Origin of the sequence: Nostoc sp. ChiQUE01b, assembly GCF_034531255.1 — a bacterium.
In the GTDB taxonomy this organism is placed as follows: Bacteria; Cyanobacteriota; Cyanobacteriia; order Cyanobacteriales; family Nostocaceae; genus Nostoc.
The window spans coordinates 38524-54075 of sequence record NZ_JAVRBM010000063.1; the positions used below are offsets into that span (position 1 = coordinate 38524).

The 15552-nt window shown below is 39.9% G+C and carries 10 protein-coding genes; 7 read left to right on the forward strand and 3 right to left on the reverse strand.

Annotation, left to right across the window (positions count from 1 at the left end; all coding sequences use genetic code 11):
• Positions 1 to 188 precede the first annotated feature (188 nt).
• From RMY63_RS30215 to RMY63_RS30230, 4 genes are all read left to right on the forward strand, one after another.
• On the forward strand, positions 189 to 740 hold the full coding sequence (locus tag RMY63_RS30215) for a heme NO-binding domain-containing protein (RefSeq protein ID WP_322732246.1): 552 nt from the start codon (positions 189 to 191) through the stop codon (positions 738 to 740).
• 10 nt (positions 741 to 750) lie between these two features.
• Positions 751 to 2214, forward strand: coding sequence for a sensor histidine kinase (locus tag RMY63_RS30220; protein ID WP_322732247.1), 1464 nt, complete (start codon positions 751 to 753; stop codon positions 2212 to 2214).
• A gap of 346 nt (positions 2215 to 2560) precedes the next feature.
• The gene (locus RMY63_RS30225; protein ID WP_322732248.1) at positions 2561 to 3763 is read left to right on the forward strand and encodes an FtsW/RodA/SpoVE family cell cycle protein; all 1203 of its coding nucleotides are present in this window, start codon (positions 2561 to 2563) and stop codon (positions 3761 to 3763) included.
• Positions 3764 to 3820: 57 nt separating this feature from the next.
• Positions 3821 to 4666, forward strand: coding sequence for a class I SAM-dependent methyltransferase (locus RMY63_RS30230; RefSeq protein WP_322732249.1), 846 nt, complete (start codon positions 3821 to 3823; stop codon positions 4664 to 4666).
• Here RMY63_RS30230 and RMY63_RS30235 read toward each other — a convergent pair.
• The gene (locus tag RMY63_RS30235; protein WP_322732250.1) at positions 4641 to 6947 is read right to left on the reverse strand and encodes a hypothetical protein; all 2307 of its coding nucleotides are present in this window, start codon (positions 6945 to 6947) and stop codon (positions 4641 to 4643) included. The two genes, RMY63_RS30230 and RMY63_RS30235, sit on opposite strands and share 26 nt — an antisense overlap.
• A 13-nt stretch (positions 6948 to 6960) precedes the next feature.
• Positions 6961 to 9195, reverse strand: a complete 2235-nt coding sequence (locus tag RMY63_RS30240) for a hypothetical protein (protein ID WP_322732251.1) — start codon at positions 9193 to 9195, stop codon at positions 6961 to 6963.
• Positions 9196 to 9387: 192 nt separating this feature from the next.
• On the opposite strand from RMY63_RS30240, the gene RMY63_RS30245 reads away from it, so the two are divergent.
• Positions 9388 to 10752, forward strand: a complete 1365-nt coding sequence (locus RMY63_RS30245; RefSeq protein WP_322732252.1) for a lipid-A-disaccharide synthase-related protein — start codon at positions 9388 to 9390, stop codon at positions 10750 to 10752.
• A gap of 88 nt (positions 10753 to 10840) precedes the next feature.
• Here RMY63_RS30245 and RMY63_RS30250 read toward each other — a convergent pair whose 3' ends face one another.
• Positions 10841 to 11563 (reverse strand): response regulator transcription factor, encoded by a 723-nt coding sequence (locus RMY63_RS30250; protein WP_104908003.1) that lies wholly within the window; start codon positions 11561 to 11563, stop codon positions 10841 to 10843.
• 1146 nt (positions 11564 to 12709) lie between these two features.
• On the opposite strand from RMY63_RS30250, the gene RMY63_RS30255 reads away from it, so the two are divergent.
• Together RMY63_RS30255 and RMY63_RS30260 are read left to right on the forward strand one after the other, a co-directional pair.
• Positions 12710 to 14062, forward strand: a complete 1353-nt coding sequence (locus RMY63_RS30255) for a hybrid sensor histidine kinase/response regulator (protein WP_322732253.1) — start codon at positions 12710 to 12712, stop codon at positions 14060 to 14062.
• A gap of 22 nt (positions 14063 to 14084) precedes the next feature.
• Positions 14085 to 15200, forward strand: coding sequence for a hybrid sensor histidine kinase/response regulator (locus RMY63_RS30260; RefSeq protein WP_322732254.1), 1116 nt, complete (start codon positions 14085 to 14087; stop codon positions 15198 to 15200).
• The last annotated feature ends 352 nt before the right edge of the window (positions 15201 to 15552 follow it).

Genomic DNA, 15552 nt, shown 5'->3' on the forward strand with positions numbered 1-15552 from the left:
AGTGACTATTTATAGCATTAAAATGCGAACAGTTTTCCCTACTTTTTTCGATTTTTAAAGCTGTAATAAAACATTTTCAGATTTGATTACAGAAAGTTTTCTCATTTAAATAAGCCTTTTAAGAAATTAGTTGTCGGGTCTTAGGCAAATTCACAAAGTAAAATTAGGTACAGCAAGAGGAGGCTTTCATGTACGGATTAGTGAACAAGGCGATTCAAGACATGGTGTGCAGTCGCTTTGACGAAGATACTTGGAAAAAAATCAAGCACAAAGCAGAGGTGGATGTAGATGTTTTTCTCAGTATGGAAGGCTATCCCGATGACATCACCCACAAGCTGGTAAAAGCTGCTAGTGCCATTCTCGGTTTATCTTCCTCAGAGATTATGCAAGCCTTTGGGGAATTTTGGGTTCAGTACACTGCCGAAGAAGGCTATGGCGAAATGATGGATATGAGTGGAGATGCACTCCCTGAGTTTTTAGAAAACCTTGATAATCTTCATGCTCGTGTGGGAGTCAGCTTTCCTAAACTCCAACCCCCATCATTTGAGTGTACTGATATAGAAGAAAATTCTCTGAGCTTACATTATCGCTCTGATAGAGAAGGGTTAACGCCAATGATTCTTGGACTAGTCAAGGGATTAGGAACCAAGTTTGATACACAAGTTCATATTACCCAAACCCAAAGTCGAGATGAGGGTGCTGAACATGATGAATTTTTAGTGATTTATAAACCAAATTGAGAGCAGTAGCATGGCTCCTCCTCACCTTACACTTTCGCCAGAGTTGCTGGCGAAAGCTTTTCCTTTCCACTTTGCCTTTAACTGTAATCGGGAAATTGTACAAGCTGGTGATGTCTACGGGCGCATTTGTCCTGAACCATTAGTTGGTAAATTGATTGAGCAGTATTTCCAGATTAATCGTCCAAAAATTCTGGTCGATTTTGATGCGATTAGTAAACAATCTCGTGCTTTGTTTATATTAGAGTTTCTCCATAATGGAATGCATCTCAAGGGTCAGATGATGTATCAACCAGAGGAGGAGGTGATATTTTTTTTAGGTTCTCCCTGGATTACAGATACAACTAGCCTGGCTCCTCTGGGTATAAAACTCAAAGACTTTGCAATTCACGACCCTATTGTTGATTTCCTGTTTTTACTACAATCTCAGAATACTGCTTTGGCTGATGCTAAAAAGTTAACAAGTGAACTGAAACAGCAAAGAGCACAACTACGAAGCGCGCTACAAATCAAAGAGAATTTGGCTGAAATTGCTGAGGCTCAGTCTAAAAAATTGGAAAAATCCCTCCGGGAGCTACAACAAACTCAAGCTCAATTAGTCCAAGCTGAGAAAATGTCCAGTCTGGGTCAGTTAGTAGCAGGAGTTGCTCACGAAATAAACAATCCTGTTAATTTTATTTACGGAAATTTGAAATATGCAAAGGATTATACGCAGTGTTTGCTGAATCTTGTGTATCTTTACCAGCAATTTTATGCCAATCCTGTGTCAGAAGTTCAAGAATACATTAAAGAAATTGAGTTAGATTTTTTACTAGATGATTTGCCCAAAATCCTAAATTCGATGCAAGTAGGAGCAGAACGAATTTCTGAAATTGTCTTGTCTTTGCGGAATTTTTCTCGTCTTGATGAAGCGGAGAAGAAAAGAGTTGATATTCACCAGGGACTGGATAGTACTTTGCTGATTTTACAAAATCGGTTCAAAGATAGTGTCGATCATCCTGGGATCAAAGTAGTGAAAAATTATGGAGACTTACCTTTAGTAGATTGCTACGCTGGTCAACTCAATCAAGTATTCATGAATATTATCAGTAATGCAATCGATGCGCTCGATAACTATGATAGTAAACGCGCGATCGCAGAAATTCATGCTAATCCTAATACAATTACAATTACTACGGAAATCATCGAAACGAACTGTGTAATCCGAATTGCCGATAATGGTTCAGGAATGACAGAAGCAGTTAAGGAACGACTGTTTGATCCATTTTTCACAACTAAGCCAGTTGGTAAGGGTACAGGATTAGGTTTATCAATTAGCTATCAGATTGTAGTTGAAAAACATGGGGGAACACTGAGATGTGTATCAGAACCTGGGCAAGGAACTGAGTTTTGGATTGAAATTCCCCTATCTATGAACAAACAAGCACTTAAACCAATTCGCAATTCGCAATTCGCAATTCGCAATTACGTGTTGTAACGGGGATTTAGACCCCGCCACAACACTTGCGGCTTGATAGAAGCCGGGGATTTAAACCCCTACACTTTGTTAATTGCATGAAATCATTAAGTTTAATTAAATAAATACTTTAACTCAATTTTCGAGCGATCGCTCTTAACTATATCAATATTAACTCTTGAGTATAAAATGCTACTTTTTTAACTGCGGAGTACAGATTGCAATTTGTCAGAAATATTGAACTAGTGGTGTATTGAAGTTGACAACTCTAAGATTTATGGTTGTAAAGCCTACTTATGAGTTATAAGTTATGATTTATGAGTTTTATTTTTAACTCCTAATTTCTAACTTTTTACCTGTACTGATCGTGAATCTACGCCACCTGATTCCAATTTTTGATAGTTCAGTCTCCAACTGGGCATTAGAAGCGCGGTTGTTGCGCTGGTTAACGTTGATTTGGCTGTTCGTCGGCTTGATCATGCTATTTTCAGCATCATATCCTGTCGCTGATGCCCGTCAGAATGATGGGTTGTACTACTTTAAACGTCAACTGCTTTGGGTCTTAGTTTCGTTAATCGGATTCAATATTATTGCTAATTCGCCGTTGCAGAAAATTTTGGGACTATCCCATTGGTTTTTGTTGCTGTTTTTGGGGTTAATTTTTGTCACACTGATCCCAGGATTGGGAAAAAAGGCTTTTGATGCAGCGCGTTGGATTGCGATTGGGCCAATTCCGATTCAACCTTCAGAATTAATTAAACCCTTTTTGGTGTTGCAAAGTGCGCGGCTTTTTGGTCAGTGGGAACGAATTAGTTGGCGGGTTCGCTTCGCTTGGTTAGGTGTTTTTGGTCTGGTACTTTTAGGAATTCTTGCCCAGCCTAACTTGAGTACAACGGCACTTTGCGGCATGACTATCTGGCTAATTGCTTTAGCAGCTGGCTTACCTTACAAGTACCTGGGAGGAACAGCAATTGGTGGAGTAATGTTGGCACTACTCAGTATTAGTATTAAAGAGTATCAGCGTAAGCGGGTGATGTCATTCCTCAATCCTTGGGCGGATGCTACAGGAGATGGCTACCAGTTGGTGCAAAGTTTACTAGCTGTGGGTTCTGGTAAAACTTGGGGAGCTGGATATGGGCTTTCTCAACAAAAGCTGTTTTATTTACCAATTCAAGATACCGATTTTATTTTTGCGGTGTTCGCCGAAGAGTTTGGCTTTGTTGGCAGTATGGTGTTGTTAATACTTTTAGCTACATTCGCCACTCTCGGATTAGTTGTGGCGCTGAAGGCTAAAAATATAGTACATCGATTGGTAGCGATCGGTGTGACGACTTTAATGGTAGGACAATCATTGCTCCACATCGGTGTTGCTACAGGTTCTCTACCAACTACTGGCTTACCTTTGCCCATGTTTAGTTATGGTGGTAATTCTATGATTGCCAGTTTAATAGCTGCTGGGTTGTTGATTCGGGTAGCACGTGAGAGTAGTGAAGCGGAAGTAGTACCGTTGCGGAAACCTCTGCTTGAAAATGGGCGCAGACGCCGAGCTTTTCATAAAACCAGGAATTGAGCTAGCAAAAGCTACGATAGACAAAGTTTTACGCTCTTTGCAGGAATTGAATAGATTATGGAAGACTTAAAACAAGCAATAATCAGCTACTCTAGCACAGACCTCGAACAGCGCAAACATTGGTATTCTTCAGCAGCAGAAGCTTACAATCAGGCAAGACCACGCTATCCTCAAGATTTGATTCGCCAAGTTGTGGAACTTGCTCAACTCTCCACTAACTCAAAAATTCTGGAAGTGGGATGTGGCCCTGGAACTGCAACAGTAGGCATCGCTCAATTGGGTTGTCCTATAATCTGCTTAGAACCCAATCCAGATTTTTTCAGGTTAGCTCAACAAAATTGTCAACCCTATTCCAATGTAGAGATTGAGAACACATCCTTTGAAGAGTGGAAACTCAAGCCACTTGAATTTGATGCCGTTGTAGCAGCGAGTTCTTTTCATTGGATATCACCAGAAGTTGGATATCCAAAAGCAGCAAATGCCCTAAAACAGAATGGCTATCTGATTTTATTGTGGAATAAGGAACTTCAACCCAGCTACGAAGTGTACCAAAGTTTATCACAAGTCTATCAATTACATACTCCATCTCTTGACCGATATGAAGACCAAAAAACTCAAGAATATATCTTGAGACAATTAGGAAATATGGCCATTGATTCAGGGCAATTTAAAGACTTGATATCTGGACAAGTTATATCAGAAATAACCTACACTATCGATGAATATTTAACACTTTTGAACACTTACTCGCCATACATAAAATTAGATCCAGAAACTAAAGAGTCTTTATTTTTGGGATTGAGGCGTTGCATAGAAGATGATTTTGGAGGCAGTCTGCAACTTTCATATATCTCTGCTTTTCACATCGCCCAAAAAGTTACCTCTGAGGTAAGGGAGTCTTAAATGAGCTATTGCTAGGTGGTAGAGTAGGTGGAATTGGGTTAATGCCAGGTATAGGAGTAGGCTCTACTTTTTTGAGCACTGTGATTGCAAATCCTCTTTGCTGGGGTTGTTGCTTACCAGATATATCATTGACTAGCAGTCCGATTTGAGGGGGAAAGGCTTGATTGACTGGAAACTTGGTTGAACCAACTGCTGGAACGTCATTGCCGTATGGTAGAAGTTTAACCTGAATATTTTCTCCCTCTACTCTCCAACTCAGAATAGCAGATGTCCCTTCATTGAGAACCAAATTTGGTTGCTCACTACCATTGATTTTGAAATAGACAATCTTAAATGGTTTGGGTAATATTGAAATTTTTGATTCAGCTTTTTTAGAACTAATTTTGTCACTTCCATTGTTAGAAATAGCTTTGATTTCAAATGCAAAATTTCCCACTTTATTTGCTACTAAAGGGATATTTTTACATTGCAGTTGTTGATTTTGTTGTGTACATAGTTTTTTAAGTTTAGGGTCTGTAATATTGCCTTGATTAAATTTGTAGGTAACTGGTTCACCATAAGATGTACCATCATCGGCATTGCCAACAATCTGAAGTTGTGATAGCAATAATGGACGTGCAATTGTCCAACTCAAAAGAATATTTTCACCTTTTGTATACTGTGCTTTATCTAACTGAAAATCAATTAGTGATGCAATTGGTTTTTCTGCAATTTCTACTTGGGTAGTTTGCGTGGCTACTTGGTTATTTCGGGAAAATATTTGTATACCATTGCGATAAAAGGCTTGTAACTCAAAAGTGTAATTCCCTTTTGTTTTCACTCCAGTTTTAACGTTGCTACAAATTAGCTCTTGTTTATCTTGCACCTGACAAGGAGGTATTTCATTAGCGCTTCCTTTACCCAGTGTTTCAGGAATGTCATTGCTAAAGTCATAAGTAATAGGTTGAATAGGTTGGGAACCTTTAGCCGTCAAAACTAACTTTGTTAACTGTTTATAGTGGTGAATTTCCCAGTTTAAAGCTACCTCATCACCTTCAGTAATTTGAGAGTCATTTGCACTAAAATTTTCTAATCTCAAAGGTTCGGGGTTTAAAATTCGCCAAATGATAAATCCTATTCCTCCCAATAACCCCAAAATTGCCAAAATTAACAGAAGAAATTGCCACCAAGGACGGGGTTTCCATACCAAAGTTCCTTGAGGCAGCGTGTTCGGTAGGGGTAAATTTTGTTGGTCTTTGATGTTGAGTTGAAAGTTGACCACTAGCCCTGCACCAAACCACGGTCGTCGCCACCAAGGTTTGGGTTTGACCGTCAAATTGGCTACAGCACTTCTATTAGGTAATAATCTTACTTCAGTGGGATCAAATTTGTAAGTATATAGTTCTTCCTCGTCTCGACTTTTTAAGCTTAATATCAGTTCGCGGACAATATTGCCCTGGTTAGCTAGTGATAATTCGTACTTGCCAAGACTACGGCTAACTTGTGCCAAAATGGTATTAAGTTCTATATTTAAGCGATAATTTGTCGGAATTTGGATATACACCAAATCCAGCAGTACTAAGTCTGGAGAGTTTTCTGAATACAAGCGGATTGTCGGCGAATAGCTTCCCGCAAGGGTATCCCCAGGTGGGTGAAATTTCAATAATATTTGACCTTGAGTACCAGGGTTGAGTTCTAGTGCAGTCACGTCAGACACTAATCCTGGCCCCTCAAATCCAGTTGCAGGATAATTAATTGTGAACCAGTCATCGTCTAAATCTGGACAACTCAAGCGGAATCTGTCTACGAGATAAGAGCGATTGTCAACTATTACCTCCACTTGCAGAGGTTCACTAGGATTGAAAATTAACGGTTTGTTGGGGTTAGTGTTAGGTCTAATGGAAAATGTCGGATCGTTTACCCGAATTGCGGTCTGTTCTTTTAGCAGAACTTTTATTTGGTTTGGGAAGGTTATAGGAGTATCTTGGGGATAATGTTGAGGTGAATCTACGACTAGTGTATAGTCATAGGTTCCGGGGAGAGCATTGGCGGCGATTTGAAACTCAAATTTTACTTCGTCGCTATTTTGCCCTGGAGCTAATGCTAAACTTTCTCTAGGAGAACTAGACCAGCCTGTTAAATTTTGAAATACTTCGTCAAAAACAAAATATAAGTCAATAACCGCACTTTGATCTCCCTGATTGATTACAACAACATAGAGTTCAATGGTATCTCCTGGCATCCCAAATTGAATTCCAGGTGGGTTGATAATAACTTGCAATGGATTGAATTTAGCTTGCATATCATCGACTTCCTTATTTGATGCGGTGTAGTTTGACTTGAAAATCTTCACCACCACTCACAATCATGGTTCCTTGATTGGTTTTCAAGTCGATACTATTGATTTTTTTAGAGCTTTGGTAAATTGTTTTACCTTCTGCTGCTCTTGTTTTGTCAAGCTTATGTTCGGGAGTTAAGTACCAAACTATGACTCGTCCATCATCACCACCACTTACTAAGAGACTACCATCGTCACTAAATGCTAGAGTCCGCACAGATGTTTTTGATGCTGACCAACGGTCTAGTTGTGAACAATTAAGTTCATTTACTTTTTCTAGCGGATTCGGGTTTTTGATTGTTTGACACTGATTTAAATCCCAAATTGTAATAAATCCCGCAGAATCAGAAGTTGCAAGGATTTTTCCTGTTGAGTCAGGAACAAAAGCTAATCCCCAAATAAAGTCTTCAGGCCCAACTAATGGGTCTAGTTTTTCTAGATTTTGCACTGATAAACTTGGCGATTGTTTATCAGATTGAGTTTGATTCCATTGCCACAATATAAAACGCTTAAAGTTTCCAGCAATTACTAGAGTTTTTGCATCTGGGCTGAGATTTAATGCCCGGACTTGGAAACTTGAGAGTTTCAATCTACTTTGTACGTCAATGACTTGCGGTTCTGGCAGAAAATCGCTGTTAGGCGCTGGTCTTGACCATAGTCTGACTTTACCACTGCCATAACCACTGAATAAGTTAAGTGAGTTTGAGGTGAAAGCTAGGTCAAAAACGCGATCGCCTTTTGCTTTAGGATCTTTAAGGTCTTGAAGTTGGCTAATCTTGGCACCTGAAGGGACATCTCTGAGTTCAATTACACCATTATCTAAACCAACAGCAACACGATTATTTTGTAATGGCATGAAGCGCAAGACTTCTACAGCGTCATCGGTAATGGCCATCAAGCCTTTGGGCTGTTGTGCTTGGTCGCAAGCAAGGGGCTGCCCAGTGTATCTTACTGTATCATCGGGGTCTAAACTATCAGCACCAATTCTCCAAAGTCTTAAGGTGCAATCATCTGAACCACTGACCACAGATAAACCAATGCCACTAAAACGCACTGAGTTGACAGAACGAGTATGCATTACACCTCTTGGTTGCAGGATTAATGCTAAGAGTGCAGCTAATAGTGCGATCGCAGCCAATTGTAGCCATAAAGGTATAATTGGCAAAGTCTCCACTTCTAATGTCTGCGTGGCTGGGTCTGTACTCCCTAAACGTTGGTCGGATAATTCTGATTTAGCCTCCAGCAACAAAGTTTTGCCGATTCCCACCCAAGGGCGTTTTGTTTTAACTTCGAGGATGACTTTACTTGTCTCTCCTAGATGAAGATTGGCGGTTTCAGGAAGCTTTTTAAAACTACATTTTCGCTTGTCTCTACCCTGTACCTGCACATTAATTTGCTGGTTGAGATTGCTAGCATTTTTAAATAGTAATTCAAAGGAAGCTGTATCAGATTTCCAGTTAGGCAACCATGCCGATTTATTGGGAATTTTCAGGTGTTTTTCTGTAATGGTAAAGTCTATAAAACCCACTGGCAAAACTTCAATATTGCCTCCAGCATTAGTTGGATAACCATTATTGCTAACAGCTTCAATAGTAAAAGGATAATTTTGACTGGGCGCTTGGACTACAGAAGGAGGTTGGCATTGGAATGTAGTTTCTGCTAAACCACCCGGATCTAAGGGTAATCGGCGTTCTGCACTGCCAGCCAACCAAGACGGATCGACGCCTGTAAAACGTAGCATTACCTCAGTTGGTTGTTGCCCCAAGTTCCGCACCCGTACTGGTATATCGACAGAATTGCGGGGATAAACTTGGAACTCTCGTACAGGCAGTTCTACACTTAAATGTGTTGGTCTATTGTCTCGCTCAATTTTCAGGCGTAGCACAAGTCTGCACTGTTGTGCTAATTGCGGTGAAAAAATATTTACCATCAGGTTGACAGTACCAACAAATCCCGGAATTGGTGTATTGAATACGAAGACTTGAAAGATGGTACTACTGCCCGGAGGCTTGGCTGCCGCTACCTCTGGTTCAAGTCTATACCAGCGATATCCTGTGTTGCGGATTTCCCCGGCAGCGGTAATTTCTATCTGAAAATTGACGAAGCGATCGCTATCATTATTGACAGTTACCTCAAATGATACAGGAGTATCACCTGGACGAAAGGTTAGATTCTGGGTAGAAAGGCTGGCATTTATAACACTTTTTTCCATACCATTACTTATAATATTTTTTGATATTCTGGATGATTAGCACTATTAAAAAATTAATGTCTCGTAAAAACGTGACCGAAAAAAGGCAGAAGGCAGAAGGTAGGAGGCAGAAGGGGAGAAATACAAATCTGCCCTCTGCTAAAGGGATACAAGCCCCTGAATTTACTTACGTGGACAGGGAATTTGTTTCTTATGAGTAATCTATCTCGGTCATCCCTAGCTTCTAACTCCCAATCTGCAACTTCTCCTTTGCGGTTACTTGTATTAAGTAATGGTCATGGGGAGGATATGATTGCAGTTCGGATTTTGCAAGAACTCCAACGACAACCAAACCCACCAGAGATATTTGCTTTACCTCTGGTGGGTGAAGGACGTGCTTATGAACAGTTGGATATCCCCTTTATCGGTTCAGTCCTGAATATGCCTTCTGGCGGCTTTATTTATATGGATGGCCACCAATTAGCGCGGGATGTAGGCGGTGGTTTATTGCAACTTACCCTCAGCCAAATTAAAGCTATCCGCCGTTGGGTGAGTTCTCAAAAAAAACTAGGTAATAAAAGAGCAATTTTAGCAGTGGGAGATATTATCCCGTTGTTGTTTGCAACATTCAGTGGCGCTAATTATGCTTTTGTCGGTACGGCAAAATCTGAATATTATGTGCGAGATGAAGCTGGATTATTACCACGGAAATCTAAAGACGCAGGTTGGGAAAACTTTTCTGGTTCAGTTTACCATCCTTGGGAACGTTGGTTAATGAGTCGTCGCCGTTGTAAGGCAGTATTCCCTAGAGATGCGCTGACGGCGGAAATATTAAAACAATGGCCAATTCCAGCTTTTTCTTTCGGTAATCCAATGATGGATGGTTTAGAGTCGATGTTTTCACGCCAACAATTTTATAGTCAAAATACCCAACAGCAAGAGACAGTTCGACCGTTTGTAGTGACTCTTCTTGCTGGTTCTCGTCCGCCAGAAGCATACACCAACTGGGAAACAATTATGATTGCTGTATCTGCATTGATGGCAAGTTTTCAACAGCGAGATTCAATCTTCTATACTTCTAACAGAGTAGTGTTTTTAGGTGCGATCGCTCCTGGTTTAGACTTTAATATTTTATCCCAAAGTGTGCAATCCCAAGGCTGGCGCGCTGAATCAGCATCTCCTATTAAACTTCGCGACCCAAATGTATTGACATTTAAACAGAGAAATGCTTATCTGCTATTGACACAAAAAGCCTATAATGATTGCTTGCATTTGGGAGATTTAGCGATCGCAATGGCAGGTACAGCCACAGAACAGTTTATCGGTTTAGGCAAACCTGCGATCGCGATTCCCGGTAATGGGCCACAATATAACCGTGGCTTTGCTGAAGCTCAAAGTCGTCTTCTGGGATCGTCTTTAATTTTAATCGATCAACCAGCAGAAGTAGCCAAGGTTGTACAATCCCTATTTAAAAACCCTGATAATTTACAAATTATTGCTGAAAATGGTCGGCGACGCATGGGCAAACCGGGAGCAGCACTACGTATTGCTAATTGCTTGCAAGAAAAGTTGGGATAATGGGTCATTGGGCAAAACAGTGGTGAGTTAGGAGTTAGGAGTTAGGAATTATTCTCCTTGTCTCCTTATCTCCCTTGTCCCTAATCCTTCAGGCCACCAACCCCGAACGTAAGGCCCTCACAGCAGCTTGGGTACGGTCATCAGCACATAGTTTATTTAGAATATTACGAACATGGGTTTTTACAGTACCAACTGTAATGTAGAGTTTCTCGGCAATTTGCCCATTGCTACACCCAGCTACAATCAACTCTAGGATTTCCAGTTCCCGTTGAGTCAGAGGGTATGTTTCCAAAACTTGCTCGTATTCTGTCGCCAGCGCCTCAATTTTTACAGTCTTCGGCTTGTCAGAACCTTGACTTTCCCCAGGAATACCTTGACGCATCTTCCGCAATACCACGTTGGCAATTGCTGGATCGATCCAAGAGTTACCCCCATGAGTTGCTTGGATCGCTTCAGTTAATTTACTGATGCTAGTTTCTTTCATATAATAAGAATCAGCGCCAGCTGCAAAGGCTGCAAGTACAGCATCCTCTGTATGATCCATTGTCAAAATGAGAATCTTTGTGGTTGATTGCCCATTTTCAGCTTGGGAGCGTTTGAATTTACGAGTGAGTTCGATGCCATCCATATCAGGCAAGCCGATATCTACTACCGCTACATCTGGCTTTGCCGTTTCTAAAAGTTTTAATCCTTGGGTAGCATTTGCTGCTTCCCCAATTACTTTCAATGCACTGTGAGACTGTAGTGCTGCTCGTAGCCCCATTCGCGTTAAGTCATGATCTTCAATTAAAATAATACTAATTTCATTCATCGCTACACTCACTCTTGCACTGTTTGCATCTTTCAAAGTATTGCTTTTTGTAACTCTATCTCTTATTTTCCCAACCTCAAGATAGATGATATTTCAAGCTGTCTGCATCCACCGATAGAAATAACAACCATCCAAAATTTTTATATTTAGATAGAGGACAAATCTAGCTGGAGATATATAGATACTTACATAAAAAGTATGAAATATTGAAACAAATGCCAAATTGCTGCTCCTTGTTGATAATTCAGCTTTGAGTTGCTATGTTCCATTCGTTAATTAGTATTATTTTGGATCGAGCTTAAAAAAAACTTTTAGGTTTTGAATTTTTGCCTAATTGTTGTCGGGAACCTTTCTTCAGCATTAAGGTTTGGTAATTTTGCGAACATTTATAATTTCGATATACCTGGATAAATACTAACACAGATGTAGCGATCGCTAAGAAAATTGTCGAAATTTCAGGAGCTAGGATTACTTCAGATTCACAAATAGCTATAGATATTACTTTTTTATTTACCTAGTCTAACTAACCTGATAGGTAAAACTGTTCAAGCTTATGGTACACGATAATGGTATGCAACTCTCACCAATGACTGACGACGGTGGCTTGCTCACTCATCTACAATTGATTTTAGCTTAGTAAAGTATTTTATTTTACTTTATTATACCAGCTGTGTCTGCTTGTTAATAACTAATTTTTTTGTAGGACATTGGTCATCTGCTAAGAGTTTAGTTACCAGAATCTGGTAAATTAACCAGATTGAAGATACAACAGAGTGAATTCAATCCAACGGAACACCCGAAAGAATAATTACATACTACTAATGGAGGATAACTAAGTTGATGTGATGAATTTCAAGCAGGCATTAAACCAATTCGCAATTCGCAATTCGCAATTCGCAATTCGCAATTCGCAATTCGCAATTCGCAATTACGTGTTGTGACGGGGATAAAGACAAGCAGCCCAACACTTGCGGCTTGATAGAAGCCGGGGACTTAAACCCCTACACTTTGTTAAAGTGGATAGTATGCAAAATATCTTAATCAATCAAATTTTAGATGTCCAAAAATCTTATATTCTTTAGTTGGATAATCTAAAAAGATGAATATTATACATCAACCTATGTTTGGCGGCGAAAGTAAAAACCGATGGAAGAGACGCTGAAAATTTTGGTTGTAGACAATGACGAAGTAGACCGGATAGCGATCCGTTCTGCCCTGACTACAGCAGGTATTCAGATGGAACTGTCTGAAGTAGGCGATGGTAATGATGCGTTCTCTGTCTTAAGCATTACTACTTACGATTGTGTTTTTCTTGACTATCGCTTACCAGATCGGGATGCACTAACCTTGATTCAACAGCTACGTTCTTCGGAAATTAAAGTTCCTTTAGTAGTTCTAACTGGTCAAGGAGATGAACAAATTACTCTCCAATTATTGAAAGCTGGTGCTACGGACTATCTCTCTAAGTCTAGAATATCCCCAGAAACTTTGTCGCAGGTTTTGCGGAGTGCAATTCGGATTTATCAGGCAGAAATACAGATAGATTTGGCAAACCAGCAGCTTAGAGAAAGTCATGAACAACTCATTTGTAAGAACCAAGAATTGGAGAGGCAACAGCAACAGATTCAAATGCAAAAATTCAAGCTATTGGAGGCATCACGTCTAAAATCACTTTTTTTGGCAACTATTTCGCATGAACTTAGAACGCCAATGAATGCAATTATTGGTTTTTCGCAAATACTGCTGCGTCCTAAGTTCGCTCAACTAACGCACCAGCAAGCAGATATGGTTGAGCGCATTTTGAATAATGGCAAGCATTTACTGATGCTACTCAATGAAGTTCTCGACTTTTCCAAGCTGGAGGGAGGAGGATTAGATTTAAAGACAGAAATATTTGATATATCAAAGGAAATCAATCTCGTTATCAGTGAAATGCATTCCCTAGCTGATGCTAAAAATCTTTCATTGTTAGTACAAACCGATTTGCAAAATCCTTTGGTATTTAACGATCCGGTTCGTGTCAAACAGATTTTGATTAACCTGCTTTCCAACGCCATTAAATTCACAGACTCTGGTGAAATCTGGGTTGAGGTTAAGGAACTACCGACAAATCGAGTCGTAATTATCGTTCAAGATACAGGTATTGGCATAGCCCCCAAAGATTTTAAACATATTTTTGAAGCATTTCGGCAAGTCGATCAAACTATCACTCGCAAATATCCAGGTACAGGTCTGGGTTTGGCAATTATAGATTCGCTAGTGCGAATGATGGGCGGTAAAGTCTTTCTTGAGAGTAAATTGGGGGTGGGTTCAATATTTAAAATTGAATTGCCACGTCAAATTACATTACCGACTGTAACAGCCAATGCTCCAGCTTCACAGTTAGATAACGATGATTTTTTTTATCCTGCACAAAATCCCGATCAGTCATCTTCTCAAGCTAGGAAAGCACCAATAGAAGAATACCCTAAATTTAAAAATTACTTCCAAAAAAACTGATAAAAGTTTATAAATATAAATCATGTCTATAGTTGAAAATAATAAAATTTATCGGATCTTAGCAGTTGACGATACTCAAGATAACCTCATTTTGGTTCAAGCAATTTTAGAAAGTGAGGGGTATGAAATTGATTTGGCTTCAGATGGAATAAAGGCTTTACGACAAATTGAGCAATCTCCACCCGATCTGATTTTGTTAGATGTAATGATGCCGGGGATAGATGGTTATGAAGTCACACGTCGGATTCGGAAAAACCCTGTAATCTCTTATATTCCAATTCTGTTGATTACTGCCTTTCACCAATCCAGTGTTGTCGAAGGTTTGGATGCTGGTGCTGACGATTTTATTCGTAAACCATTTGATACTGATGAACTACTGGCAAGAGTGCGATCGCTATTACGTCTCAAGCACAGTCTGGACGAACAGCAAAAAATGGCCCGCCAACGGGAAGACTTTGTTTCCCGTCTGACTCATGACTTGCGAACTCCTTTAGTAGCCGCCGATCGGATGTTGAATTTGTTTGAAATGGAAACATTCTGCAAAATTTCATCAGAAATGAAACAGGCGATCGCAGTAATGATTCGCAGTAACCAAAATTTGATGGAAATGGTGAACACGCTGTTAGAAGTCTATCGCTTCGAGGCAGGTAAAAAAACGTTAAATTGGGAAGAATGCGATTTATCTGAGATATCTCAAGAAGTAGTCAGCGAACTAAGTCCTCTAACTAATGAAAAAGGCTTGACTCTAGAAATTGATACCCGTGAATTAGAGTCAGTGAGTCAAAACGCTGGTATGGTCATGGGCGATCGTTTAGAATTACGGCGAGTGTTAAACAATCTGATTGCAAATGCCATCAAATTTACAGATACAGGAGGCATAACAATCCGCATTTCTGAAACATCATCTAATCCAGATTTGGTAATAATTGAGGTACAAGATACAGGATATGGGATTGCGCCAGAAGATCAGGCAACAATTTTCGAGCGATTTCGCCAAGGCAGAAATAAACGCTCAGGTAGTGGCTTAGGACTACATCTATCCCATCGGATTATAAAAGGACACGCAGGAACTATCAAGGTCGCTTCTGAACTAGGTAAAGGTAGTTTATTTACTGTGCAACTACCTAAAAACACTTAATTTAGGGAAATCCAAAAAATAAATTATTCAATTTCATGCCCATCAAAACGACTTTCTCTCCCCCTGCTGTCCTGCCATCAGAGCGTACCCCTTTGGGGAAGCAAGCTACGCGTAGCGTCCTGCAGGGATGGGATTTTTTTATTTAGAAGTCCCTTATTTTCCTTCACCACCAATTATCGTCAATTAAAGGGTTTAAGACCCCTACCAAAACACATAGCGTATTTTCAGTTGGGGTTTAAATCCCCATCTGAAAATATATAAAATGTTTGAATTTTGAATTTTGAATTGTTTAATTTGCAGATATAGCAACCGCCAGGTTGGTTAGGACACTAAGCTCAGGACATACTCCATC

Excerpts from the sequence above, each read along its gene's own strand:
- RMY63_RS30215 (WP_322732246.1), top strand. The coding sequence starts at position 189 with ATGTACGGATTAGTGAACAAGGCGATTCAAGACATGGTGTGCAGTCGC.
- RMY63_RS30220 (WP_322732247.1), top strand. The coding sequence starts at position 751 with ATGGCTCCTCCTCACCTTACACTTTCGCCAGAGTTGCTGGCGAAAGCT.
- RMY63_RS30230 (WP_322732249.1), top strand. The coding sequence starts at position 3,821 with ATGGAAGACTTAAAACAAGCAATAATCAGCTACTCTAGCACAGACCTC.
- RMY63_RS30235 (WP_322732250.1), bottom strand. The coding sequence starts at position 6,947 with ATGCAAGCTAAATTCAATCCATTGCAAGTTATTATCAACCCACCTGGA.
- RMY63_RS30240 (WP_322732251.1), bottom strand. The coding sequence starts at position 9,195 with ATGGAAAAAAGTGTTATAAATGCCAGCCTTTCTACCCAGAATCTAACC.
- RMY63_RS30245 (WP_322732252.1), top strand. The coding sequence starts at position 9,388 with ATGAGTAATCTATCTCGGTCATCCCTAGCTTCTAACTCCCAATCTGCA.
- RMY63_RS30250 (WP_104908003.1), bottom strand. The coding sequence starts at position 11,563 with ATGAATGAAATTAGTATTATTTTAATTGAAGATCATGACTTAACGCGA.
- RMY63_RS30255 (WP_322732253.1), top strand. The coding sequence starts at position 12,710 with ATGGAAGAGACGCTGAAAATTTTGGTTGTAGACAATGACGAAGTAGAC.
- RMY63_RS30260 (WP_322732254.1), top strand. The coding sequence starts at position 14,085 with ATGTCTATAGTTGAAAATAATAAAATTTATCGGATCTTAGCAGTTGAC.